Source organism: Pseudomonas sp. MF06569 (genome assembly GCF_059862735.1).
This window is the reverse complement of the sequence record NZ_JCBCUZ010000003.1, coordinates 68,192-92,320: the sequence shown is the minus strand read 5'-3', so window position 1 is coordinate 92,320 and position 24,129 is coordinate 68,192. Positions and strand designations below refer to the sequence as shown.

At 55.5% G+C, this 24,129-nt stretch carries 23 protein-coding genes; 6 read left to right on the top strand and 17 right to left on the bottom strand.

What is annotated here, in order from left to right; translation table 11 throughout:
• Positions 1-5: 5 nt before the first annotated feature.
• The 10 genes from aauR to AC19YQ_RS04425 form a co-directional block, all read right to left on the bottom strand.
• Positions 6-1,331 carry a two-component response regulator AauR gene (aauR, locus tag AC19YQ_RS04470; RefSeq protein ID WP_133075899.1) on the bottom strand — a complete coding sequence of 442 codons (1,326 nt, stop codon included), beginning with the start codon at positions 1,329-1,331 and terminating at the stop codon, positions 6-8.
• Entirely contained in the window at positions 1,328-3,232 is a 1,905-nt protein-coding gene (gene aauS / locus AC19YQ_RS04465) for a two-component sensor histidine kinase AauS (protein WP_339473635.1), read from the bottom strand. The genes aauR and aauS overlap by 4 nt, the downstream gene beginning before the upstream one ends.
• 170 nt (positions 3,233-3,402) lie before the next feature.
• On the bottom strand, positions 3,403-4,137 hold the full coding sequence (locus tag AC19YQ_RS04460; RefSeq protein WP_019823566.1) for an amino acid ABC transporter ATP-binding protein: 735 nt from the start codon (positions 4,135-4,137) through the stop codon (positions 3,403-3,405).
• Complete coding sequence (locus AC19YQ_RS04455) at positions 4,134-4,808, bottom strand: amino acid ABC transporter permease (RefSeq protein WP_016779682.1); 675 nt, start codon at positions 4,806-4,808, stop codon at positions 4,134-4,136. Before AC19YQ_RS04455 ends, AC19YQ_RS04460 begins: the two co-directional genes overlap by 4 nt.
• The gene (locus tag AC19YQ_RS04450; RefSeq protein ID WP_133075897.1) at positions 4,808-5,554 is read right to left on the bottom strand and encodes an amino acid ABC transporter permease; all 747 of its coding nucleotides are present in this window, start codon (positions 5,552-5,554) and stop codon (positions 4,808-4,810) included. Before AC19YQ_RS04450 ends, AC19YQ_RS04455 begins: the two co-directional genes overlap by 1 nt.
• Before the next feature lie 204 nt (positions 5,555-5,758).
• Entirely contained in the window at positions 5,759-6,688 is a 930-nt protein-coding gene (locus AC19YQ_RS04445) for a glutamate/aspartate ABC transporter substrate-binding protein (RefSeq protein ID WP_133075896.1), read from the bottom strand.
• Positions 6,689-7,074: 386 nt separating this feature from the next.
• Complete coding sequence (gene glpD, locus AC19YQ_RS04440) at positions 7,075-8,613, bottom strand: glycerol-3-phosphate dehydrogenase (protein ID WP_326425447.1); 1,539 nt, start codon at positions 8,611-8,613, stop codon at positions 7,075-7,077.
• Positions 8,614-8,789: 176 nt separating this feature from the next.
• Positions 8,790-9,545 carry a DeoR family transcriptional regulator gene (locus AC19YQ_RS04435; RefSeq protein WP_133075894.1) on the bottom strand — a complete coding sequence of 252 codons (756 nt, stop codon included), beginning with the start codon at positions 9,543-9,545 and terminating at the stop codon, positions 8,790-8,792.
• Between the two features lie 136 nt (positions 9,546-9,681).
• Positions 9,682-11,187, bottom strand: a complete 1,506-nt coding sequence (gene glpK, locus AC19YQ_RS04430) for a glycerol kinase GlpK (protein WP_500594663.1) — start codon at positions 11,185-11,187, stop codon at positions 9,682-9,684.
• 89 nt (positions 11,188-11,276) lie between these two features.
• Positions 11,277-12,128: an MIP/aquaporin family protein gene (locus AC19YQ_RS04425; RefSeq protein WP_500594662.1), complete on the bottom strand. Its 852-nt coding sequence runs from the start codon at positions 12,126-12,128 to the stop codon at positions 11,277-11,279.
• A gap of 381 nt (positions 12,129-12,509) precedes the next feature.
• On the opposite strand from AC19YQ_RS04425, the gene ybaK reads away from it, so the two are divergent.
• Positions 12,510-12,980, top strand: a complete 471-nt coding sequence (gene ybaK, locus AC19YQ_RS04420) for a Cys-tRNA(Pro) deacylase (RefSeq protein WP_133075891.1) — start codon at positions 12,510-12,512, stop codon at positions 12,978-12,980.
• 23 nt (positions 12,981-13,003) lie between these two features.
• Here ybaK and AC19YQ_RS04415 read toward each other — a convergent pair whose 3' ends face one another.
• Together AC19YQ_RS04415 and argF are read right to left on the bottom strand one after the other, a co-directional pair.
• Positions 13,004-14,113, bottom strand: a complete 1,110-nt coding sequence (locus AC19YQ_RS04415; RefSeq protein ID WP_339473646.1) for an ABC transporter ATP-binding protein — start codon at positions 14,111-14,113, stop codon at positions 13,004-13,006.
• Positions 14,110-15,030: an ornithine carbamoyltransferase gene (gene argF, locus AC19YQ_RS04410; protein WP_133075889.1), complete on the bottom strand. Its 921-nt coding sequence runs from the start codon at positions 15,028-15,030 to the stop codon at positions 14,110-14,112. The genes AC19YQ_RS04415 and argF overlap by 4 nt, the downstream gene beginning before the upstream one ends.
• A gap of 386 nt (positions 15,031-15,416) precedes the next feature.
• On the opposite strand from argF, the gene grxD reads away from it, so the two are divergent.
• The gene (grxD, locus tag AC19YQ_RS04405) at positions 15,417-15,758 is read left to right on the top strand and encodes a Grx4 family monothiol glutaredoxin (RefSeq protein ID WP_016779691.1); all 342 of its coding nucleotides are present in this window, start codon (positions 15,417-15,419) and stop codon (positions 15,756-15,758) included.
• 90 nt (positions 15,759-15,848) lie between these two features.
• Here the strand turns inward: grxD and bfr are convergent, their stop codons facing one another.
• Both bfr and AC19YQ_RS04395 read right to left on the bottom strand, forming a co-directional pair.
• Positions 15,849-16,319: a bacterioferritin gene (bfr, locus tag AC19YQ_RS04400; protein ID WP_016779692.1), complete on the bottom strand. Its 471-nt coding sequence runs from the start codon at positions 16,317-16,319 to the stop codon at positions 15,849-15,851.
• A 198-nt stretch (positions 16,320-16,517) separates the two neighbouring features.
• A complete protein-coding gene (locus tag AC19YQ_RS04395; protein WP_133075888.1) occupies positions 16,518-16,736 on the bottom strand; it encodes a bacterioferritin-associated ferredoxin in 219 nt (72 codons plus the stop codon).
• Between the two features lie 282 nt (positions 16,737-17,018).
• Between AC19YQ_RS04395 and AC19YQ_RS04390 the strand changes: the two genes are divergently transcribed.
• Positions 17,019-17,621: a peroxiredoxin gene (locus AC19YQ_RS04390; RefSeq protein ID WP_133075887.1), complete on the top strand. Its 603-nt coding sequence runs from the start codon at positions 17,019-17,021 to the stop codon at positions 17,619-17,621.
• A gap of 78 nt (positions 17,622-17,699) precedes the next feature.
• On the opposite strand, the gene rnt is transcribed toward AC19YQ_RS04390, so the two are convergent.
• Positions 17,700-18,374: a ribonuclease T gene (gene rnt / locus AC19YQ_RS04385; RefSeq protein WP_019823542.1), complete on the bottom strand. Its 675-nt coding sequence runs from the start codon at positions 18,372-18,374 to the stop codon at positions 17,700-17,702.
• A complete protein-coding gene (gene pyrC, locus AC19YQ_RS04380) occupies positions 18,371-19,417 on the bottom strand; it encodes a dihydroorotase (protein WP_133075886.1) in 1,047 nt (348 codons plus the stop codon). Before pyrC ends, rnt begins: the two co-directional genes overlap by 4 nt.
• Before the next feature lie 144 nt (positions 19,418-19,561).
• On the opposite strand from pyrC, the gene AC19YQ_RS04375 reads away from it, so the two are divergent.
• On the top strand, positions 19,562-20,467 hold the full coding sequence (locus tag AC19YQ_RS04375; RefSeq protein WP_339473650.1) for a flagellar protein MotY: 906 nt from the start codon (positions 19,562-19,564) through the stop codon (positions 20,465-20,467).
• A 127-nt stretch (positions 20,468-20,594) separates the two neighbouring features.
• Positions 20,595-21,812: an argininosuccinate synthase gene (locus AC19YQ_RS04370; protein WP_133075884.1), complete on the top strand. Its 1,218-nt coding sequence runs from the start codon at positions 20,595-20,597 to the stop codon at positions 21,810-21,812.
• 65 nt (positions 21,813-21,877) lie between these two features.
• Here AC19YQ_RS04370 and AC19YQ_RS04365 read toward each other — a convergent pair whose 3' ends face one another.
• Complete coding sequence (locus AC19YQ_RS04365; RefSeq protein ID WP_500594661.1) at positions 21,878-22,564, bottom strand: hypothetical protein; 687 nt, start codon at positions 22,562-22,564, stop codon at positions 21,878-21,880.
• A gap of 921 nt (positions 22,565-23,485) precedes the next feature.
• Here AC19YQ_RS04365 and AC19YQ_RS04360 point away from each other — a divergent pair.
• Positions 23,486-24,112 (top strand): response regulator transcription factor, encoded by a 627-nt coding sequence (locus tag AC19YQ_RS04360; RefSeq protein WP_219260806.1) that lies wholly within the window; start codon positions 23,486-23,488, stop codon positions 24,110-24,112.
• Positions 24,113-24,129: the final 17 nt, after the last annotated feature.

The window sequence follows — 24,129 nt, the reverse complement described above, 5'->3', positions numbered from 1 at the left end:
ATCCATCAGTGCGCGAGCCCGTATTTTTTGACTTTGTCGAAGAGGGTGGTCTTGGCCATGCCCAGTTCCTGGCTGGCCTGGGTCAGGTTGCCGCCGCTGCGTTGCAAGGCGTCACTGAGCAGGTTGCGCTCGAACGCCTCGACCGCCTCGGAAAAGCCCAGCCCCTGCGCCGCGTTGCTCCCGGATTTTTTGAAGGCAGGCAGACCCAGGGCGAAACGCTCGGCCACGTTGCGCAGTTCACGCACGTTGCCCGGCCAGTCATGGCTCATGAGGCTGGACACGGTCTGGTTGTCCAGTTCAGGGGCGGCACGATCGAAACGCAGGGAGGATTGCTGCAGGAAGTATTCGAACAACTGCAGGATGTCTTCGCGGCGTTCGCGCAAGGGCGGCAGTTCGAGTGTCACCACGTTCAGGCGGTAGTACAGGTCGCTGCGAAACTGGCTGGCCTTGCTCAGTTGATCAAGGTCGGACTTGGTGGCCGCGATGACCCGGCAATCAACGTCGATGCTCTGGTTGGAACCCAGGCGCTCCAGGGTGCGCTCCTGTAATACCCGCAGCAGTTTTATTTGCAGGTTGATCGGCATGCTCTCGACTTCGTCCAGAAACAACGTGCCGCCATGGGCGTGTTCGATTTTACCGATGCGGCGTTTGCCTGCACCGGTGAAGGCGTTGGCTTCGTGGCCGAAAATCTCGCTTTCAAACAGATTTTCCGGCAGGCCACCGCAGTTGAGGGCTACAAACTGCTGGGGATGGCGCCGGCTGAAGTCGTGCAGGCATCGGGCGACCAGCTCTTTGCCTGTGCCTGTCTCGCCTTCAATCAACACGTTCGCAGAGGTATCGGCGACGTTGGCGATCAATTCTCGCAAGTGCTGCATGGCCGGGGAACGCCCGATGATTCGTCCTTCGAGCGAGTCGCGTTCTGCCAACTGGCGACGCAGCGACCAGACTTCTCGGGCCAGGCTGCGTTGTTCCAGCGCACGGCGGGCCACATCCACCAGGCGCTCCGGGGAAAAGGGTTTTTCCATAAAGTCATAGGCGCCGTCACGCATGGCCCCCACCGCCATGGAAATATCGCCATGCCCGGTGATCAGCACCACCGGCAGGCTGCGGTCGCGGGCCTTGAGGCGCTTGAGCAACTCCAGGCCATCGATTCCGGGCAGGCGAATGTCACTGATGACGATGCCCGGGAAATTGTCGCCCACCAACGCCAGTGCCTGTTCGGCACTGCTTACGCCTTCGCTGCGAATGTCTTCAAGTGCCAGCGCCTGCTGGCATCCGAGCAGGACATGGGGGTCGTCTTCAACAATCAGGACGGTCAGGTCGTTATTCATAGGGGCTCGGTCTTGGCGGGTTGCACCAGCGGTAAAAGAAGGACAAATGCGACACCACCACTGGCCGGGAATTCGGCGCTGAGGCTTCCGCCAGCGGCGGCTGCCAGGCTGGCTGACAGGGTCAAGCCCAGGCCCAGGCCCTGTTCGCCGGGTTTGGTGGTGAAGAACGGTTCGAAGAGATGCTTGCGGGCTTCGGGGTCGATGCCGGGGCCGTTGTCGCGCACCAGCAGGCGGTATTTGCTTTCGCTGACCTCGCCCTCCAGCCAAAGCTGTGGCGGTGTTGACTGGCCCTGCATGGCGTCCAGCGCGTTGCCGATCAGGTTGACCAGGATTTGTTCCAGTCGGGTCTGATCAATCTTGAGCGCCACATCGCCGAGTGCTCGATGAAGTTGCACCCCGGACTCCTCCATGCGGCTGGCGAGCAATTGCAGGGCCGCATCGACGGCTTTGCCCAGGCTGGCCTGGCCCTGATCATCTCCACGGCGGGCAAACGAGCGCAGGTTGGCGGTGATGCGGCCCATGCGGTCGACCAGGTTGTTGATGGTACTGAGATTGTCGGCGGCGACCTTGAGGTCTCCGCGCTCAAGAAAACGCACGGTATTGCCCGACAGGGTGCGCAATGCGGCCAAGGGTTGATTCAGTTCATGGGCAATGCTGGTGGACATCTGCCCGATGGCGGCCAGTTTGCCCGCCTGTACCAGTTCATCCTGGGCACGGCGCAAGGTGTCTTCAGCCTGGCGTCGTTCACGGATCTGGCCTTTGAGTCGTTCGTTACTGGCCCGCAAGTGAGTAGTGCGCTCGGTGATCTTGCGCTCCAGCTGATTGTTGGCTTCTTGCAGGGCTTCGCGTGCCGCCAGCCGGGTGGCGATCACTTTGCGCCGTTCATTCCAGGCAATCAGCAGAAAGGCCAGCAAGGCAAATGCAACGGCGACCAGCGTCCCCTGATTCGCCGCTTCACGGCGCAGGTCCTGCAGTGGCGTGAGGAGGGTAATGTCCCAGGGTGTGTCATTGAGCTTGCGGGTTTGCGCCAGATAGCTGACTTCCTGCTGGTCGGTAACGATCTGGTTGTTATTGGCAAAGGTGACTTTTTCTACGCCGTCGGCCAGGTTTTCCCGTTCCAGCGGTACGAGTTCATTAAGCGGCCACCAGTAGTATTGAAGGCTGCGTGCCAGCCGCTCTTTGGTTTCGGCGCTGAGCGGGCGGATCGACTTGAGGCGTCTGGTGGGATCGCTGGACAGGATGATGATGCCGTTCTCGTCGCTCACATAGGCTTCGAGGCGAGCGCGCTGCCAGCGTTCTTCAAGGGCTTCGAGCCGGACCTTGATCACCGCTACGCCAATGATCTTGCCTTGTTCTTCGAGGCCGTGAGCCAGGTAATAGCCGGGTTCACCCGACGTGCTGCCGATCCCGTAGAAGCGCCCCGGTTGACCGCGCACGGCGTCCTGGAAGTAGGCGCGAAATGACAGGTCCTCACCCAGATAGCTGTCGGTATCCCGCCAGTTACTGGTGGCCATCACGCGGCCAGTGGTGTCGAGCACATAAATGGCCCGGCTGCGGCTGCGACGGTTAAGGCCTTCCAGGTACTGGTTGACGGTGACCCGGTTCTGCACGCTTGGGTCGGCCAGCAACCTGGAAACACTGGACTCCAGTTCCAGCAGGCTGGGCAGGTAAGTGTATTTGCCCAGTTCGCTTTCGACGGTACGGGCGTGGAGTTCGAGCTGGCGCTCGCCGGTTTCGCTCAGGGTGCGAATACCGAAGTGTTCACTGATGCGATAGCCCGCGTAGCCGAGGCCGATCGTCAACAGGATGATCAGCAGCGGTAGCAGGAAGTGGCGCAGTAGACGAGGTTTCACGGCAAGTGAGGGCGGAGCACCGCGATAGAGAGTGGGGTCGCATTTCATCACAGATGCCTTGGGTCAACCACACAAACCGGGATGAGCGCAGGTCTGGAGTGGGAGCGGGCTTGCTCGCGATGGCATCACCCTCATCGTTCAGATAAACCGCGCCGTTTGCATCGCGAGCAAGCCCGCTCCCACAGGGAGTCGCCTCTCCCTGCGGGCGGTGCGGATTTTTAGTGCTGCAGGATCTTGGCGAGGAAGTGCTGCGCACGCTCGGAGCGGGCTGATACGTCACCGAAGAACTCTTCTTTCTCGCAGTCTTCGACGATTTTGCCCTGGTCCATAAAGATCACACGGTCGGCCACCTTGCGTGCAAAACCCATTTCGTGGGTTACGCACATCATGGTCATGCCCTCGTTGGCCAGTTGCACCATCACGTCGAGTACTTCGTTAACCATTTCCGGGTCGAGCGCCGAGGTCGGTTCGTCAAACAGCATGACGATCGGGTCCATGGCCAGGGCGCGGGCAATCGCCACACGCTGTTGCTGACCACCGGACAACTGGCCAGGGTGCTTGTGGGCATGGGCCGACAGACCGACGCGCTCCAGCAGTTCAAGGCCTTTTTTAGTGGCTTCGGCCTTGCTGCGACCCAATACCTTGACCTGCGCAATCGTCAGGTTTTCGGTGATGGTCATGTGCGGGAACAGTTCGAAATGCTGGAACACCATGCCAACCCGCGAACGCAGTTTTGGCAGGTTGGTCTTCGGGTCGGCAATGGAAGTGCCGTCAACCGTAATGTCACCTTTCTGGAACGGTTCAAGGGCGTTGACGCACTTGATCAGGGTCGACTTGCCCGAGCCGGACGGGCCGCATACTACGACCACTTCGCCCTTTTTGACTTCAGTACTGCAATCGGTCAGTACCTGGAAGTCCCCGTACCACTTGTTGATGTTCTTGATCGAGATCATACGGCAAACCTTTTTTGCAGACGCTTGACCAGCAGCGAGGCGGAAAAGCTGATGATGAAATACACCAGACCGGCGAAGATCAGGAACTCATTGGAGCGGCCGATGATGTCGCCACTGGAGCGCGAGGCATTGAGGAAGTCAACCAGGCCTACGGTGTAAACCAGCGACGTGTCCTGGAACAGGATAATGCTCTGTTGCAGCAGCAAGGGGGTCATTTTGCGAAAGGCCTGGGGCAGGATGATCAGGCGCATGGCCTGGCCGTAACTCATGCCCAGTGCTTTGGCTGCACCCATCTGGCCTTTGGGAATGGCCTGCACGCCAGCTCGCACGATTTCGCAGAAGTAGGCGGCTTCAAACATAACGAAGGCCACCAGGCACGACTCGAAAGCGCCGATCGGGGTGTCTTTGCCGGTGATCCAGCGCAGCACGAAAGGTACGGCCAGATAGAACCAGGTAATGACCAGCAGGAGCGGGATCGAGCGGAAGTAGTTCACGTAAGCGCCGGCCAGATTGGCCATCCACTTGCTTGACGACAAACGCATCAATGCCAGCACTGTGCCCAGGGCTACGCCACCCACGACGCCCATGACCATGAGTTTCAAGGTCATGACCATGCCGTTCCACAGGCCTGGCAGGGCAGGGACGATGCCGCTGAAATCGAAGAAGTCCATTATTTACCCCCCAGAGACATCAGGCCGGGCACCGCTACTTTTTTCTCGATCAGGCGCATCAGCAACATCAGGCTCATGTTCAAGGTGAAGTAGATCAGGGTGGCCAGGGTGAAGGCTTCAAACAGGTTGGCGGAAAATTCGGCGGTCTGTTTGGTTTGTGCCAGCAGTTCCATCAAGCCGATCAACGAGGCCACGGAGGAGTTCTTGAACACGTTCAGGAACTCGGAGGTGAGCGGTGGAATGATGATCCGGTAGGCTTGCGGCAGCAGCACGTTCCAGTAGATCTGCGACATGCTGAAGCCCATGGCGCGGGCAGCAGCTTCCTGGCCTCGTGGCAGTGCCTCGATACCGGTACGAACCTGTTCGCAAACCCGTGCAGCGGTAAACAGGCCCAGGCACACGACAACGCTCAGGTAAGCCGAGGTCGTCGGATTGAGGTCTTGCTTGTACCACTCCTGCAAATCAGGCGGCAGCAGGTCGGGTACCAGGAAGTACCAGATAAACAGCTGCACCAGCAGCGGCACGTTACGGAAGATTTCAACGTAAACCGTGGCGATGCCCGCGATGAAACGGTTCGGCAGTGTGCGCATGACACCCAGCAGCGAACCCAGGATCAAGGCGACAATCCAGGCGACAACAGCGATAGCGATGGTCCAGCCCAATCCGGAAATAAACCAGTCGAGATACGTCTCGCTGCCTACGCCGGTGGACTTGAAGAACACGCTCCAGTCCCAGTTGTAATTCATGCAGGGTCTCCCCTCAGATGGGTCTATAAACAAGCACTTGCTTCAGGGAATCCGTTCTCACCCGACAGGGTCGTCGGGCACACAAAACCCGCTCGATAACCAGCGGTTCGAGTGTTCTCTAATGCAATAAGAAGCTTAGTACAAAGGTGCTCGACAACTCCTCGAGCGTGGTGACCCACGCTCGGGAGTATCAAAGGTCAGAAATCAGGATTTCTTTTCTTCTGCTGGCTTGTCGTCTGCTGCTTTGTCGGTCGGGTTGGCGATCAGTGCCTTGAGCTCATCGCTCATCGGGAACATCAGGTTCAGGCCTTTTGGTGGAATAGGCGATTGGAACCAGGTGTTGTAGGTGTCGTTGATTTTGCCCGACTTGTAGTAGGCAACGATGGCGTCATCCACTGCTTTTTTGAACTCAGGGTCGCCTTTACGAACCATGCAGCCGTAAATTTCGTACGACTGTGGAGTACCGGTAACAGCCCAGTCAGTTGGCTTCTTGGCTTTAGCCATTTCGCCGGCCAGCAGGGCGTCGTCCATCATGAAAGCAACAGCACGGCCCGACTCAAGCATGTTGAAAGCTTCGCCGTGGTCTTTTGCCGAGATCACGTTCATGCCCATCTGCTTGTCAGCGTTCATCGCCTTGAGGATGCGCTCGGAGGTGGTGCCAGCCGTGGTTACGACGTTCTTGCCTTTCAGGTCAGCGAAGTCCTTGTAAGGCGAGTCCTTTTTGGACAGCAGGCGGGTACCGATTTCGAAGATGCCGACCGAGAAGTCGACTTGTTGCTGGCGTTCCACGTTGTTGGTGGTGGAGCCGCACTCAACGTCAACGGTGCCGTTCTGCACCAGCGGGATACGGGTCTGGGAAGTAACCAGGTTGTATTTGATCTTGAGGTCCGGCATGTCGAGCTGTTTTTTCAGCCCTTCAACGATTGCCAGCTGTACATCGTGGGAGTAACCAACCGGTTTGCCGGAAGCGTCCGCGATGTAGGAGAACGGAATGGAGGAGTCACGATGCCCAAGGGTGATGGTGCCGGATTCTTTGATTTTCTTCAGTGTGCCGGTCAATTCGGCTGCAAAAACTGGAGTGCTAATCAGAGCTGCAGCAATTGCTGCGCCCAAAAGTTGCGGAACGATGCGCATCGGTGTTTCCTCGACATTGTTTTTTTTATTGAGCCCGTTTGTGGGCCCTTTTGTACTTCGAATGTCTCAACAGACTAAACGCTCTGTTAAAGCATTCGGTCCAGAGTGTAGAGCATGAGTCGTGCCAGACATTGAATTTATGTCTAATGCTTTGATTTATAAGGGTTTTATGTTGATTTATGGCTGGCTTTAAAAGCGGTCGCGCCCGGAAAGCCGAATGATGCAGGAGTGCGTGTTCGGAAAACCGAATGAAAGATGGCGCAGGCAGTTCGCGATTCAGGTAGTCAGGGTTTTCTGGCAAGCCGTTCCGATTTCATCGCGAGCAAGCTGGATCGTCACGCCCTCACCCCACAAGCAATTGAGACCTGTGGGGCGGGGGAGCAGGTTTAAGCCGCTTCTACCTTGCGGTTTTTCAGATTGAGGGTGGCCATGTACTGGGACAGATGCGCCTGCTCCTCAGCGGTGGTAAACAGGCCCAGCTTGGTCCGGCGCCACAGAATGTCCTGTGCATCCAGTGCCCATTCCTGGCTGCACAGGTAATCGACTTCACGGCTGTAGAGGCCACTGCCGATATGCTCGCCCATGTCGCTCAGGCCTTGTACGCCGTCCAGCAAGCGCCACGAGCGGTTGCCATAGGTGATTGCCCAGCGCTTGGCAATCGCAGCATCCAGCCAGCTGTGTTTGCTGATCAGAGCGGCGCTCAGGGCTTTTGGCGTGGTCATGTCTTCGCCGCCCGGCAATGTCGCGGTGGCGGTCCAGCTCGGCTTGATCTGGGTGAAGTAGGGCGTCAATTGGGCCATGGCCGACTCGGCCAGCTTGCGGTAAGTGGTCAGTTTGCCGCCGAACACTGACAGCAGCGGGGCTTCGCCCGGTGCGCCGGACAATGCCAGGGTGTAATCCCGTGTCACTGCTGAAGGGTTGTCGGACTCGTCGTTACACAGCGGGCGCACGCCGGAGTAAGTGCGCAGGATGTCGCTGCGGGTTACTTGTTGCTTGAAGTGGGCATTGACTACATTCAGCAGGTAGTCGGTTTCTTCTTCCGTGATGCTTACTTTGGCCGGATCGCCTGTGTATTCACGGTCGGTGGTGCCGATGATAGTGAACTGATCCATGTAGGGAATGGTGAACACAATCCGCTGATCTTCGTTTTGCAGAATGAACGCATTGGGCGCGTCATACAGCTTGGGAACGATGAGGTGGCTGCCCTGGATCAGGCGGATGCCGTAAGGCGAATCCAGCTTCAAGTCGTCTTTGATGAATTTGGCTACCCAAGGGCCAGCGGCATTGACCAAGGCTTTGCTGCGAATCGAAAACAGGCTGCCGTCAGCACGTTCCAGGTTCAATTCCCACAGCCCTTTGTTACGGCGCGCGCCCACGCAGCGAGTCTGGGTATGGACATGTGCGCCTTTTTCCCGCGCGGCCATGGCGTTAAGTACTACCAGGCGAGCGTCATCGACCCAGCAGTCGGAGTACTCGAAGCCTTTAGTGATTTCTGCTTTCAGCGGGCTGTCTGCACCAAACTTGAGGCTGGTGGAGCCTGCGAGTTTTTCGCGCTTGCCCAGATGGTCATACAGGAACAGCCCGGCACGGATCATCCACGCCGGGCGCAGGTGCGGGCGATGGGGCAAGACAAAACGCATGGGTTTGACGATATGCGGCGCTTTGGACAGCAGCACTTCACGTTCAGCCAGTGCTTCTCGTACCAGGCGGAACTCGTAATGTTCGAGGTAGCGCAAGCCGCCGTGGATCAGCTTGCTGCTGGCGGATGAAGTGTGGCTGGCCAGATCGTCTTTTTCGCAAAGGAACACAGACAAGCCGCGACCGGCTGCGTCTGCCGCAATCCCGACGCCATTGATCCCGCCGCCAATCACAGCAACGTCGTAAACCTCAGCGAGAGGGGTGGCAGGCAAGGTGGTCAGGGACATAAATGGGCCTCGCGTTCTTTACGCATATTTGAATGTGAACACTAATGTTCATTTTCGAAAATATTAGCGGATAAAGGCGAGCGTAGCCAGCACCCTTCGATTGAAAAAACTCATCGAAGGGGGGTTAAAAGAAGAATATCGAACATTTTGGATGGGAAGATGAACCTGCGGGCCGGTTACACCACTTCGAGGCGGATCTTGTTTTGAGCCAGGAGTTGCGCGAGTTCGGGCACGGGCGGCTGGTCGGTGACCAGGCAATCAATCAGGGTGATCGGGCCCAGTCGTACCATCGCATTGCGGCCGAACTTGCTGGAGTCGGCTGCCAGGATGGTTTGTCTGGCGTTGGCGATAATCGCCTGAGAGACGCGAACTTCCTGATAATCGAAGTCCAGCAGGCTACCGTCGGAGTCGATGCCGCTGATACCGACCAGTGCAAAGTCGAACTTGAACTGGTTGATGAAATCGACACTGGCCTGGCCAACGATACCGCCATCGCGGCGTACATTGCCGCCTGCGATCAGGACTTCAAAGTCATCCTTGGCACTCAGGATTGAAGCCACGTGTAGGTTGTTGGTGATGATCTTCAGGTGGTTGTGATTGAGCAGCGCCCGTGCAATCGACTCGGTAGTGGTGCCGATATTGATGAAAATCGAGGCGTGATCAGGGATCTGGGCGGCAATGGCTTCGCCAATGCGGCGCTTTTCGTCGCGCATCTGGTCTGCGCGCATGGCGTAGGCAGTGTTTTCAACGCTGGAGTCATAGGCGGCTCCACCGTGGTAACGGCGTAGCAGATCGGCTTCTGCCAGTTGATTGATGTCGCGGCGAATGGTCTGCGGTGTGACGATGAACAGCTGAGCCATTTCCTCGATGCTGACATAACCGCGCTCGCGTACGAGTTCGAGGATCTGCTGCTGGCGTGGAGGCAGATTCATTGATTTTCCTTTGGGCGGCGAAGCAAATTCGCCCATGATGCCGCAGGAAAGCGCCGCCTGCTACTCGCAGGTGCCATCAAATATTGAAGCGACTGCGGGCGCCAATGGCGCCCGCAGCAGTTATTGCCCAGTAGGCTTAGTTGCTTTCTTCGTGGGGTTCCCAGTCGCGAGTGCGGCTGACGGCTTTTTTCCAGCCGGCATAGAGCTTCTCTTTGCTGGCTTCGTCCAGCGCAGGTTCGAATTCGCGCTCGATCACGGCCTTGCCGCGCAATTCATCCAGGCTGCCCCAGAAACCGCAGGCCAGGCCCGCCAGGTAGGCCGCGCCCAATGCAGTGGTTTCGCGCATTTGCGGGCGTTCAACCTGGGTGCCGAGAATGTCGGCCTGGAATTGCATCAGGAAATTGTTGGCTACGGCGCCACCGTCCACACGCAGGGCTTTGAGGCGTTCGCCAGAGTCCTGCTGCATGGCATCCAGTACGTCGCGTGTCTGGTAGGCGATCGACTCAAGTGCTGCACGAATAATGTGATCAACGCGTACGCCGCGAGTCAGGCCGAACAATGCGCCACGGGCGTACGGGTCCCAGTAAGGGGCGCCCAGGCCAGTGAAGGCAGGCACCAGGTAGACGCCATTACTGTCCTTGACCTTGTTGGCGAAGTATTCGGTGTCGTGTGCGTCGTTGATGATCTTCAGTTCGTCACGCAGCCATTGAACGGTGGAACCACCATTGAAGACGGCGCCTTCCAATGCGTAGGCAACTTCGCCACGTGGGCCGCAGGCGATGGTAGTCAGCATGCCGTGGGTCGATTTGACGGCGTTTGCGCCGGTGTTCATCAGCAGGAAGCAGCCGGTGCCGTAAGTATTCTTGGCCTGCCCTGGCTCGACACACATCTGGCCAAACAGTGCGGCCTGTTGGTCGCCTGCAATGCCGCCAATGGCGATACCGCTTTTGGTGCGGCCGTAGATTTCTGAAGATGACTTAACTTCTGGCAGCATTTCGCGCGGGATATCCAGTACCTCCAGCATCTTGGCATCCCACTCCAGAGTGTGGATGTTGAAGAGCATGGTGCGAGAGGCATTGGTGTAGTCGGTGACGTGGGTTTTGCCGCCGGTAAATTTCCAGATCAGCCAGCTGTCGACGGTGCCGAACAACAGTTCGCCATTGCGTGCGCGCTCACGACTGCCTTCGACGTTATCGAGGATCCACTTCAGTTTGGTACCCGAGAAGTACGGGTCGGTCACCAGGCCAGTGGTGTCGCTGATGTATTGCTCGTGGCCATCGCGCTTGAGCTGCTCGCAGATTTCGGTGCTGCGGCGGCACTGCCAGACGATGGCATTGTAGATCGGACGACCGCTGACCTTGTCCCACACAACGGTGGTTTCACGCTGGTTGGTGATGCCGATGGCGGCCACCTGATCGTGATGCAGGCCGGCTTGTGCAAGGGCCTCGACCATCACGGCGCTTTGGGTAGCGAAAATTTCCATCGGGTCGTGTTCAACCCAGCCCGGTTGCGGGTAGTGCTGTTGAAACTCACGTTGCGCCGTGCATACCACGTTGGCGTCACGATCGAAGATGATCGCTCGCGAACTGGTTGTGCCTTGGTCCAGCGCAATGATGTAGTTCTTATTCTGAATGTCGGTCATTTGAAAGTGCCTTGCAGAATGAGGGAGGTTGGGGGCGCGAGAAAGGTAACGGGCAGTAGGTCTCGTGCGCCCCGTTTCATAAGTCGATATCAGGAAGCTTGGGTTTTCACTTGCGCTGCAGCCTGGGTGTCGGCGGCTACAGGGGCAGCGTCAGGCAGATGGCGGGCAATCAGGCCGCGATAAATGGCTGCGCCCAGGCAAGCGCCCACGATCGGTGCAAATACTGGAATCAGGAAGTAGGGGATGTCGCGTCCACCAGTGAACGAAATTTCACCCCAGCCCGCCAAGAATGTCATCAGTTTAGGTCCGAAATCACGCGCGGGGTTCATCGCAAAGCCGGTTAGCGGCCCCATCGAGCTGCCGATGACAGCAATCAGCAAGCCGATCAGCAGGGGGGCCAGTGCGCCACGTGGCAGACCGTTCTTGTCGTCGGTAAGCGCCATGATCACGCCCATCAGGATAGCGGTAATCACCACTTCGACGAGGAAGGCTTGCAGCGTTGTAAGCGAGGGGTGCGGGTAGGTCGAGAAGACAGATGCCAACTCCAGGCTGGCCTGGCTGCCTCGAACCATTTGATGTGCTTGTTCGTAATCGAAGAAGAGATTGCTGTAGAGCGTGTAAACCAACGCTGCAGCGCAGAAGGCGCCTGCTACTTGGGCAAGGATGTAAAAGGGCAGCTTACGTTTTTCGAAATCGGTGAACAGGCACAGCGCGATGCTGACTGCCGGGTTCAGGTGTGCGCCTGAAACGCCTGCTGTCAGGTAAATCGCCATGCTGACGCCAATGCCCCAGATGATGCTGATTTCCCATAAGCCAAAACTGGCACCCGCGACTTTGAGAGCCGCAACGCAACCGGTACCGAAAAATATCAACAGTGCGGTACCGAGAAACTCGGCCAGGCACTGGCCTGAAAGTGTGGGGTGTTGCGATGCAGTCGTCATCTGAAGCCTCGTTATTGTTGTTTTTAGACGTTATCAATCAGGGTGGCGGCGCGCCTTGGTCTGATCGGGTAATTGCGTACCATTGATTTCAGCATGTAGGTAAAGTCGTACAAAAGTTGAATGCTAATATTCAGATTCGAAAAAATATAGACAAGAAACGCTGCTGTCAAAGGTCGAAAGTGAACGGGTATTCACATTCTGACTTTAGAGCGGGGTGGTGGTACTGGTTTTTCTGTAAGAAAACACTACGAATTGGTAGGTTGGCGTGTAACGTTTCAGCAAAATGCATGGCGCAAAGCCCCGTGCCAGCGCGTTTTATACGGGCCAATAGCCTAAAATCGGCCATCAGTTTTCTTTTCCTCATTCAAGACTGGAGCTGTCATGACGCCTGCACTGGACCTGCTGAAAAAAGTTCGCGCCGAACATCGTGTGCATAGCTATGAACATGATCCCAAAGCGGCATCCTACGGGTTGGAGGCCGCAGAAAAGCTTGGCCTCGAACCTGCTCAGGTGTTCAAGACGTTGTTGGCCAGCAGTGAGAAGGGGGAGTTATTGGTCGCTGTGGTACCGGTCGTCGGAAGCCTCGATTTAAAAGCCCTCGCACACGCTGCCGGAGTCAAAAAAGTCGAAATGGCGGACCCGGCGGCAGCTCAACGTTCAACAGGGTATTTGTTGGGAGGCATCAGTCCGCTGGGGCAGAAGAAGCGACTGCGCACCTTTATCGATAAAAGTGCTGAAGGTTTTGCGACTATTTTTGTCAGCGCCGGACGACGCGGGCTGGAAGTGGAACTGGCGCCTGGGGTGCTGGCAGAGCATACGCAGGCGCAGTTTGCAGAGGTCGGTCGGGTGTAAGCGCGAATTGTTGTGGTAAGGGATTACTGAGCGGTGCTGAAACGCCTTACACCTGATTCGGAGTGCGGGATTTGCGCAGCAACGCTGCCGCTGGTTTGAAACATCACCAGATGCTCGGCTGCTACGCGAATGCCCACTTGCGCCCCAGGCAAGTGATCGGCGTGGCTCGGGAAAATCGATTCCAGCTGGCTCCCTGTAGGCAGTTGCAGGCGGTACAGGGTGGAGGCACCGAGGAATGTCTTGCCAATAATCCGGGCTTTCAAATCGCTGTCCGGCGCGTAGACGATATCGTCCGGACGCAGCAACACATCGACTGCACCGCCAGTCGGCCAGGTGTATGCGCGGTTGCCGCGTAAAACTCCCAGCTCGGTTTGCACCGACTCAGGGCTTAGTAACTGGCCTCGAATGAAGTAGCCCTGACCGATAAAACTTGCCACAAAAGGTGTCTGAGGTTCGTGGTACAGGTTGTAGGGCGTATCCCACTGTTCAAGACGGCCTTCCTTGAATACGCCGACATGGTCGCTGACAGCGAAGGCTTCTTCCTGGTCATGTGTCACCAAAATCGCACTGGTGCCCCGTGCTTTCAGGATATCTCGCACTTCATGGCTGAGTTTGCGTCGCAACTCGCCATCGAGGTTGGAAAACGGCTCATCCAGCAGGAGTAATTGAGGTTCGGGTGCCAATGCACGTGCAAGGGCGACACGTTGCTGCTGGCCGCCGGAAAGCTCGTGGGGGAAGCGTTTGCCGAGCTGCTTGAGATTGACCAGTTCAAGCAGCTCTTCGGTCACGCGCTCCTTGTTCGGATGTTTGCGAATCCCGAACGCAATGTTGTCGGCCACGCTCAGGTGCGGAAACAGGGCGTAGTCCTGAAACACCATGCCAATACGACGTTTCTCAGGGGCCAAGGTAAAGCCAGCACTTGAAATGACCTCCCCAGCCAGTCTGATCTCACCCTGATGCACCGGCTCAAAACCGGCAATAGCGCGCAGTGTGGTGGTTTTGCCACAGCCCGATGAGCCCAGCAAGCAGCCAATATCGCCAGCATTGAGGTGCAGGTTGAGGTTTTGTACGACGCTCTGGCCCTGATACCCACAGGCCAGATCGCTAAGGTTGAGCAATAACGGCTGGCTCATGCGGGTTGGTACGCCGGTTGGACAAGGAATTCGAGCAGCGCTTTTTGCGCATGCAGGCGGTTTTCAGCTTGATCCCATGCCACGGAGCGAGGGTCATCCAGCAAATCGAGGCTGATCTCTTCGCCACGGTGAGCGGGAAGGCAGTGCATGAACAGCACGTCGTCGGCAGCCAGGTCGAGCAGGGCCCGGTTGACCTGGTACGGAGCAAACAGCTGCAGGCGCTTGGCGGTTTCTTCTTCCTGGCCCATTGAGGTCCACACGTCAGTGCTGACCAGATGGGCGCCAATCACGGCATCACGAGGATCGCGAACGATAGTCACGCGATCACCGGCTTGAGCCACGAACTGCGGGTTGGGCTCATAGCCTTCAGGGCAGGCAACACGCAGCTTGAAGTCAAACTGGATGGCCGCTTCTATATAGCTGTTGCACATGTTGTTGCCATCACCGATCCAGGCCACGGTTTTGCCTTTGATCGATCCGCGATGTTCCTGAAACGTTTGCATGTCGGCCAGCAACTGGCAAGGGTGCAGATCGTCTGACAGACCATTGATAACAGGTACGCGGGAGTTGGCCGAAAACTCGGTCAGGGTGCTGTGTGCGAAGGTGCGGATCATGACGGCGTCAAGCATGCGTGACATCACGATGGCGCAGTCACCAATTGGCTCGCCACGGCCCAGCTGGGTGTCGCGAGGGGACAGAAAAATGGCCTGGCCACCCAGCTGGATCATGCCTGCTTCAAATGACAGACGGGTACGGGTCGATGATTTCTCGAAAATCATGCCCAGCACGCGACCTTTCAGAGGTTCGAAGAGAACGCCGCGTTGACGCAGGTCCTTCAGCTCGATACCGCGACGAATCACGCTGACTAGCTCTTCGGGCGTGCAATCCATCAGGGAGAGAAAGTGCCTTGCGCTCATCATTAACTACCTTTTTTGCAACGACCGCAGATGCTCAAAGCCGGGGTTTTCGGAAAAACGGGCGAGACCTGCGGCGAAAGCCGCACGGGGCGACGAAATAGGGGAAGGCGCGATCTTATAAGGAAATGTCGCGTCTTGCCAATAAGGGTCACGTGTATAGAGGTTTGAGCGAGTCTTGCGCTGCACGAGCCACTCAGGTGGTATGCCTCACCTCAGCTGTCCATTTGTACACTGCCGTGGCGTTGCTTGGCAATTGCGCGGGGCATTTGGAGAGGCGTGAGGGGCCTACTATTGTCTGTCGGGGAGACCGAGCGTCACGCTCGGCTTTCCGTTACAATGCGCCACCGTGCCGACATCTGAGTCGGAAAGTTCAGCCGAGGTGCTCCATGGATATCATCGAAACTATTAAAGACCAGATTGCGAACAACACCATTCTGCTCTACATGAAAGGCTCCCCGAATGCCCCGCAGTGCGGCTTTTCGGCCAAGGCTGCCCAGGCAGTCATGGGTTGTGGCGAGAAGTTCGCTTACGTGGACATCCTTCAGAACCCGGAAATCCGCGCCAATCTGCCGAAGTACGCTAACTGGCCAACTTTCCCGCAACTGTGGGTCGGTGGTGAGTTGGTGGGCGGTAGCGACATCATGGCTGAAATGGCCGCCGATGGTTCTTTGCAGGCTTTGATCAAAGAAGCTGTCGAGAAAGCTGCTGCAAACAAGACTGAAGCCTGATGTCAGTCGCGTAGTTACAGTTGTTATGTAACACGCATAAAAAAGCCCCGCCCCGTGATAAACAGGGCGGGGCTTTTTAATGGCTGTTAGTTACTCACCCATTTGAGATTGCAGGTAATTCTCAATCCCTACTTTATCGATCAGGCCCAGTTGAGTTTCCAACCAGTCGATATGTTCTTCTTCGGATTCCAGGATATCTTCCAGCATTTCGCGGCTGCCAAAGTCACCGACAACTTCACAGTGGGCGATAGCAGCTTTGAGGTCGGCGTGGCCGGTCTTCTCAATACGCAGGTCGCACTCGAGCATTTCCTTGGTGTGTTCGCCGATGTGCAGCTTGCCCAGATCTTGTACGTTCGGCAGGCCTTCCAGGAACAGGATGCGCTTGATCAGCTTGTCCGCGTGCTTCATCTCGTCGATGGACTCGTGGTACTCGTGAGCACCCAACTTTTCCAGGCCCCAATCCTGATACATACGTGCATGCAGGAAGTATTGGTTGATAGCGACCAGTTCGTTGCCGAGAATTTTGTTGAGATGCTGGATAACTGAAATGTCGCCTTTCATGGCTGGGGCCTGCCTTAATTAACTGTATATACGGCAGAGTTTGATCCGCACGTTGCAGACTGTCAAACCTAAGTATTTGAATAATATATGAAAATTAATCGGAATAAGAATGTTTGTGTTCCGCGTCTCGGGGCTAACCACTTGAATTCTAGGCATAAAAAAACCGGACACTAAGTCCGGTTCTTTGAAAACTGTACATTACGCAGCTGAAAATTCAACCGGGAAACTCATTGCGGCCTGACTGGTTTGCAGCGAAGCCAGGGTTTCGCGAACCACTTGCTTGGCCAGGCATGCACATTTACCGCATTGGCTAGCGACACCTGTTGCTTCGCGCACTTCGCGGTAGCTGCAGCAACCCTCGTAGATTGCGTCGCGAATTTTTCCATCGGTGACGCCAGTGCAAAGGCAAACGTACATAAATAAGAACCATCGCTGGTTGGGATTCAATTCAAGGATTTTAATGTTAACGAGAATGATTGTCAAAGCACCTTGAGTCTCAATTGAGCCTTGTGGGCGCTGTGCTGACGAACGGTCTCGACGATTCTGCTTTCAGGGCCTGAAAAAGGGTTAAGGCCCGTCCAGACGGGCGGTGTATGATGACCGGTCATTTTCACGCAGGAGCGGGTCGGCTGAGTACCATTAACCGATGGTGGCACCGACCGGATCCTGTTTTTCACGCAGCACACCAGGAGATATCCAATGAGCGTACTCGTAGGCAAACAAGCCCCTGACTTCACCGTCGCAGCCGTACTTGGCAATGGCGAAATCGTTGACAGCTTCACACTGTCCACCGCCATCAAAGGTAAATATGGCCTGGTGTTCTTCTACCCGCTGGACTTCACTTTCGTTTGCCCGTCCGAGCTGATCGCTCTGGACCACCGCATCCCTGAGTTCCAGGCGCGTAACGTTGAAGTGGTTGCCGTGTCGATCGACTCCCATTTCACCCACAACGCATGGCGCAACACTCCAGTGAACAATGGCGGCATCGGCCAGGTGAAATACACCATGGCTGCCGACATCAATCACGCAATCTGCAAGGCCTATGACGTTGAAAACGAAGGCGGCGTGGCACTGCGCGGCGCGTTCCTGATCGACGACAAGGGTGTTGTACGCTCCCAGATCGTCAACGACCTGCCACTGGGCCGTAACATGGACGAACTGCTGCGTCTGGTTGACGCTCTGCAATTCCACGAAGAGCACGGCGAAGTTTGCCCTGCCAACTGGAAAAAAGGCGACAAAGGCATGACCGCTTCGACCGCAGGTGTTGCAGCGTACCTGACCGAGAATGCTGACCAGCTGTAAGCGTCAGTTTCAGGCATAAAAAAACCGGACCCAGTGTCCGGTTTTTTTTAGGGTGCGATGAAAGCCTGAACGACAGGATCAGTCGTTGAAGTCTTTCCAGCCGCCCATTTGCTTCCAGCGGTTAACGATGCCACAGAACAGCTCAGCGGTTTTCTCGGTGTCATAACGAGCCGAGTGCGCTTCACGCCCATCAAAATCGATATCAGCTGTCTGGCAGGCTTTGGCCAATACTGTCTGACCATACGCCAGGCCTGCGAGGGTAGCGGTATCAAAGCTTGAGAACGGGTGAAACGGGTTGCGTTTCATGTCCAGGCGAGCGACAGCGGCGTTGAGGAAACCCAGGTCAAAGCTGCTGTTATGGCCCACCAGGATGGCACGCTTGCAACCGTTGGCTTTCAAGGCCTTGCGTACGCCACGGAAGATGTCGGTCAGGGCCGTCTCTTCGCTGACAGCCATGCGCAGTGGATGGTCGAGCTTGATGCCTGTGAATTCCAGCGCTGCAGCTTCGATGTTGGCGCCTTCAAACGGCTCAACACGGTGGAAGTAGGTGTGCTCCGGGAACACAAAGCCTCTTTCGTCCATGCCGATCGTGACGGCTGCGATTTCCAGCAAGGCATCAGTAGCGCTATTAAAGCCACCGGTTTCAACATCGATTACGACCGGTAGATAGCCGCGAAAACGCTCGGCCATCGGGTGGCGTGATCCGCCGCCATGGCCGCCTTCGTGTTCGTCATCATAATGGTCGTCACTCACAGCTGTTCCTCCAGCAGGCGCCAGCGCAGTGTTTCACCGGCGCGCAGCGGAATTACGGTCAACTCGCCGAAAGGCAGGCTGTTTGGGGCGGTCCACTCCTGGCGAACCAGGGTGATGTGTTCGGTGCTGGCGGGCAATCCGTAGAAGCGCGGGCCGTTCAGGCTGGCAAAGGCTTCCAGCTTGTCCAGGGCATTGCGCTGCTCGAAAGCTTCGGCGTACATCTCGATGGCCGCATAAGCGGTGTAGCAACCGGCACAACCGCACGCCGCTTCTTTGGCGTGCTGGGCGTGGGGTGCAGAGTCTGTACCCAGGAAGAATTTCTCGCTGCCACTGGTGGCCGCATCCAGCAGGGCTTCCTGATGGGTGTTGCGCTTGAGAATCGGCAGGCAATAGAAGTGCGGGCGGATTCCGCCAACCAGCATGTGATTGCGGTTGTACAGCAGGTGATGAGCCGTAATGGTTGCGCCGACGTTGGCCGAGGCCTCGTTGACGAACTGCACCGCGTCAGCGGTGGTGATGTGCTCAAACACGACTTTGAGTGTCGGGAAGCGATCTACAACGCGGCGCATATGCTCGTCGATGAAGATTTTTTCGCGATCAAAGACGTCCACACCGGCGCGGGTGACTTCACCGTGGATCAGCAAGGGCATGCCAACTTCAGCCATGACCTCGAGGACCGGGAAGATCGCGTCGATGCTGGTAACACCTGAGTCGGAGTTGGTCGTTGCCCCAGCCGGATACAGCTTGGCTGCATGGACGAATCCGCTGGCCTTGGCCGTACGAATGTCTTCTGGCTGTGTTCGATCAGTGAGGTAAAGCACCATCAGCGGCTCGAAACGGCTACCGGCCGGGCGAGCAGCCAGAATGCGCTGGCGATAGGCATCGGCTTCGGCAGCATTACGCACCGGAGGTACCAGGTTGGGCATGATGATGGCGCGGCCAAAAGTGCGCGCTACATCCGCAACCGTGTGAGGCAACACAGCACCATCGCGAAGATGTATATGCCAGTCGTCGGGACGCAGCAGGGTCAGGCGGTCAGACATTGGGAATTCCAGGCGGGTCAAACTGATGTGAATGCTACCGGAAAAGACTCTATCAGGCACTCGCTATCAAGTTTTGTGATTGCTGACCGATATCTCATCAATCTGTGGACTGTTTTTTTGCAGTGCAAGCCTGTGGAGCCTCCCGTGCGCCAGCATTATTTCATCCTGCTCAGTATGTTTGCCAGCCTGCCTGCCATGGCTCTGACCTTTCAGACTCGGCTGGAGAATATCGAGTGGAAAGTGGAAGGCGACAAATTCGAGTGTCGGCTGATCCAGCCCATTACTGATTTCGGCTCCGGGGCCTTTGTGCGTCGAGCCGGGGAGCAGGCCGTTTTTCGCCTCAATGCCTACAACTCGATGCTGGGGGAGGGGTCTGCGAAGCTATTGGCCGCCGCCGCACCCTGGCAGCCGGGCCGCGGCGACATTGACCTGGGCTCGGTGCGAATCGGCCGTGGGCAGGTATTGTTCAACAGTTCCCAGGCCCAGGCCGCCAGCTTGTTTCGTGGGCTGATTGAAGGGCGTAGCCCGTTGGTCAGGCACTACTCGCGCGATGGCAATGTTTCGGAAGTTCGCCTGTTGCCGGCCAGATTTCGCCAGGCCTACGGGGATTACGAGGCGTGTACCACCAAGTTGTTGGCGAAGAACTTTGAGCAGGTCAGGCAAAGCCAGGTCGGCTTTCCTGGCGGGGGTACCGAGCTGGATGCGAAGGCTCGGATCAACTTGCAAGTCATGGTGGAGTACTTGAAGGCAGATCCTACGGTCAACCGCGTCATCCTGGACGGTTATTCCGACAATCAAGGCAATCGCTTGACCAACCGCGAACTGTCACGGCGACGGGCATTGGCGGTGATGGACTTCTTCAAGGAGAAGGGGCTCCAGGAGTCTCAGATCACAGTCCGTTTTCATGGCGAACAATACCCCTTGGCACCCAACACGACCCGAGCAAATCGTGAGAAAAATCGACGGGTCAGCGTGCGCTTGGAGCGTGTTCCTGAGCCAGAAAAATCTGTGCCTTCTGTAGGTGTCAGCAATTCTGCGGCGATTTCCTGAAGTGACCGTCTGGTCGCTCCTTTGACATTATCTGTCGCTTTGTCGTCTTAAGCTGTCGCGCCTCTGTAAATTCATGGATATGGGCGGTAGACTGTTCGGCTTTTCGAACAACCCGTGGAGTGATGGCATGGCGGACGTAAACAAGGTCGTTCTGGCTTATTCGGGCGGCCTGGACACTTCGGTGATCCTGAAGTGGCTGCAGGATACTTATAACTGTGAAGTCGTAACCTTTACCGCTGACCTGGGTCAGGGCGAAGAGGTCGAACCTGCACGTGCCAAGGCGCAAGCCATGGGCGTCAAGGAAATCTACATTGATGACCTGCGCGAAGAGTTTGTTCGAGACTTCGTTTTCCCGATGTTCCGTGCCAACACCGTTTACGAAGGCGAGTACCTGCTGGGTACTTCCATTGCTCGTCCGCTGATCGCCAAACGCCTGATTGAAATCGCCAACGAAACAGGCGCAGACGCCATTTCCCACGGCGCAACGGGTAAAGGTAATGATCAGGTTCGTTTCGAACTGGGTGCCTATGCCTTGAAGCCAGGGGTGAAAGTGATTGCTCCTTGGCGTGAGTGGGACTTGCTCTCCCGTGAAAAGCTGATGGATTACGCTGAAAAGCACAATATCCCGATCGAGCGTCACGGCAAGAAGAAGTCTCCGTACTCGATGGATGCCAACTTGCTGCACATCTCTTACGAGGGCGGTGTGCTGGAAGACACGTGGACTGAGCACGAAGAAGACATGTGGCGTTGGACCAAGTCTCCAGAAGACGCGCCGAACACGCCGACTTATCTGGAATTGACTTACCGCAACGGCGATATCGTCGCTCTGGACGGCGTCGAAATGACCCCGGCCACTGTGCTGGCAACACTCAACCGTATTGGCGGCGAGAACGGTATCGGTCGTCTCGATATCGTTGAAAACCGTTATGTCGGAATGAAGTCCCGTGGTTGCTACGAGACTCCGGGCGGCACCATCATGTTGCGTGCTCACCGTGCCATTGAGTCGATCACTCTGGACCGTGAAGTTGCTCACCTCAAAGACGAGTTGATGCCCAAGTACGCGAGCCTGATCTACACCGGCTACTGGTGGAGCCCAGAGCGCATCATGCTGCAGCAGATGATCGATGCTTCGCAGGCTCACGTTAACGGTGTTGTTCGTCTCAAATTGTACAAAGGCAATGTGATCGTTACGGGTCGCAAGTCAGACGAGTCGTTGTTTGATGCCAATATTGCAACGTTTGAAGAAGATGGCGGTGCTTATAACCAGGCCGATGCTGCCGGCTTCATCAAGTTGAATGCATTGCGTATGCGGATTGCCGCAAACAAAGGCCGAAAGTTGTTCTGATGCGTGCCGCATAAAAAAGCCCCGGCCATGTGGTCGGGGCTTTTTTATGTCTTGTATTCAATGTATTACAGCGCTCTAAAAGTCAGTTGAATAGTTCCAGTGCTGCCAGTGCCGGGGTGGTAAGTGATAAGTATTTTAGAGCCGTAGGGAGACGTATTTTTATGACAGTCGATATCCTGTTTTGACGTCTCTGGCGTGATATCTGGTGGAGTACTTATCAGCAACAAAAGCACGTCGCTCGTGCGGTTGTTAATCTTGAACTTTCGCACGGACGTCGAGTGGCTATGCAGTATTTCGTGCGCAGCGCTTTTGTATAAGAGTGGGTTTGGCGGGTTGTTCAGTTCAGGCGGTTCTTTCGTGTCAGAGTCATAAATTCGGTGGCCTTGAGGCAGGAATGTGAAGTTTTGAGGAGGGAACGAACTGAATGTTATACCGGGTTGGTATGGGGTCGTGGCAAGTGATGTGCCTGTGCGGTTATGAGGGTAGGTGCGAGGCGAATAGGAAGTCATAGTTAAAGGCAACGCTGCCTTGGATAAATCAGCCGGGGTGTAGAGTGTTTTGTTGTTGAAGTTCAGGGTCAGAAAAAATAACGTAATCAGCAGTACGGGGAAGATAATTAAAAACCAAACATACTCTTTCTGATGTGCACTATCGATATACGGCAATGATACCGCTGCCGATGCTTCGGTCAGCATCGAAAAAACAGCAATTATGGTCAGAGGGTTATTGATTTTTAAAGTGTTCTTTATCATGGGATAACCTTTCTGGAGGGTAGTTGAAGTAAGGCGCTGGCGCACAGCGCTACGGGTGCTCCTGTAACGGAGGGAACTGATGTTTTGCTTTAAGGGCCTGCTTCTATAAATTTAGACACTGGATATTGAAGCTGCAAACCCAGTCCGGGTTTTGAGTGTGACGTCTATAAGGTGGATCTTTCGGTTTTTTAGTTTGCTTCAATTGTTTGTAGGAATGCTGCCGTTATCTACGGTGAATTCCATAGGTGTTATTATTTATCTGGCGTAATTGCATGTAAGTTTTTTATCTTGGGTTTGAATAATTTGTAAGATATAGCGCCAAATGATTTTTGTTGGCCTTTTTTCAAGCAGTTTTTTTGTTGTGTGTCTTTTTGGAGGGCAAGCAGGGTTTAGTATTCTTTTGATATGGATTCATATTTGGGTGGTTTCTGAATGATCTGTAGTCCTATTCTGTAAGTACAGATTTCTGATATTTTCTCCTGAAAACAATAGTAGATTCCATCGGGTGAGTGTTTAGTGGGTTGGATTATTGTGTTTTATGGTTTTTTGCGTGAAGGAGGATGTGTTGTTGTGATTGGTTTGGATGATGGTTGAGTGTGGGCCGGGCTTTACCAATGCTGAGTTTAAATTTTAGATTTAACTGAAGAATGTTGGCTGTGCAAAGGTGCTGCTAATATTAAATGTGTATGTGCCTTTAATGAGTCAGTGGGTGTTACTGGTGGTGTGTGTGCATCTGCGTTTGCTTGGATTGTATTGAGTGAATGTTTCAAGTTTGAAGGCTATTTCTGTAGGTTAAATCTTCAATAATTGTAGGAAATGTCTTTGGATGCGGATGCGTGAGGGGGCGCTATGCCCAGTTTGTTATGACTAGGCTATGGTGCTGGTTCTAAAAATTCGAACAGCGATAAATTGGAATTGCCCATGAATAAAGTGCTGATCGTGGATGATCATCCTGTAATTCGTCTTGCTGTGCGTATGCTCATGGAACGACATGGCTATGAAGTCATCGCAGAGACGGACAATGGTGTGGATGCTTTGCAACTTGCGCGTGAACACGCGCCAGACATTGTGATTCTGGATATAGGAATACCTAAACTTGACGGGCTTGAAGTTATTGCGCGGCTGTCCACACCAGCAGTGCTTATCAAGGTGCTGGTACTGACCTCGCAAGCTCCCGGTCATTTTTCCATGCGCTGCATGCAGGCAGGTGCAGCGGGTTATGTTTGCAAGCAACAGGACTTGACCGAGCTGTTGAGTGCAATCAAGGCTGTGCTGTCGGGTTATAGCTATTTCCCTAATCAGGCGCTGCACTCAGTGCGTTCAAGCCTGGGCAATGCGAGTGAGGCTGATATGGTCAATCGCCTTTCGGGTCGGGAGATGATGGTGCTGCAGCAGCTGGCACGGGGGAAAAGCAACAAGGAAATAGCCGATGGCATGTTCCTTAGCAACAAAACGGTGAGTACCTACAAAACCCGACTTCTCTTGAAGCTTAATGCCCGCTCGCTGGTAGATTTGATCGAACTGGCCCAGCGCAATGGCTTGGTGTGAGGGGGAGGGAATAGGGA